Origin of the sequence: Bowdeniella nasicola (assembly GCF_001907295.1) — a bacterium.
GTDB classification, from domain to species: domain Bacteria; phylum Actinomycetota; class Actinomycetes; order Actinomycetales; family Actinomycetaceae; genus Bowdeniella; species Bowdeniella nasicola.
In genome coordinates this window covers 1-694 of sequence record NZ_MQVR01000190.1, presented here as the reverse complement: position 1 = coordinate 694, position 694 = coordinate 1, and the positions used below count along the sequence as shown (strand labels likewise).

Here is a 694-nt window from a genome sequence, read left to right as displayed (position 1 = left end):
CGGCCTTCCCAGCAGCCTTGAGTCCGGCGGGTCCGTGGTAACGGATGAACAGATCCAACACGATCGCCCGGGTGAGGACGACACCAGGGAAAACGCGTTCCAAAGATGGGTAGATCTGGACCAGAAGGGACCGCAGACGGTTGATCGCGCGCGTCGACTCGCGAGCGAGGTCCTCGTCGAACCCGGACAGCACCTTCAGCGCCGATAAGACCTCGGAGTTGCGGTCCACGGCTCGGAGCGTGTGTGGCATTGTCCTGGCGGTATCGGCGATGATGAACGCGTCCCTGGCGTCGGTCTTCGACCGTCCTGGATAAAGGTCCGCGGCTTTGCGCATCGCCAGCCCGGGTAGGTATGCGACTCCCGCGCCGAGATCGCGAGCGACAGCGATCGGCAATGCCCCGATCGTGTTCGGCTGGTCAACGACGACGAGCACCGAACCGTGCTGCTGAAGATTGGTGATGACCTTCCGCAGCGCGGTCTCATCTTGGGGCAGCTCGCGGTCGTACACGCGTTGCCCGTCGGCAGTGAGAGCGCATCCGTGGTGGGTGGACTTCCCGACGTCGAGTCCCAGTGTGATGGCGTATTCGGTTGTCACGACAGGCTCCCTTGTCCTGCTTGTATCCCTGGCCGCTGGTGTCATGACACCCGATGCTGGCACCCACGTTACGAAGAGACCTCAACCGAAGTCGGGCCG

1 protein-coding gene is annotated in these 694 nt (G+C 63.3%); it reads right to left on the bottom strand.

The window, feature by feature from the left end; translation table 11 throughout:
- A partial coding sequence (locus BSZ39_RS13010; protein WP_143180565.1) for an IS110 family transposase occupies positions 1-595 on the bottom strand: 595 nt, incomplete at its 3' end.
- Between the last annotated feature and the right edge of the window lie 99 nt (positions 596-694).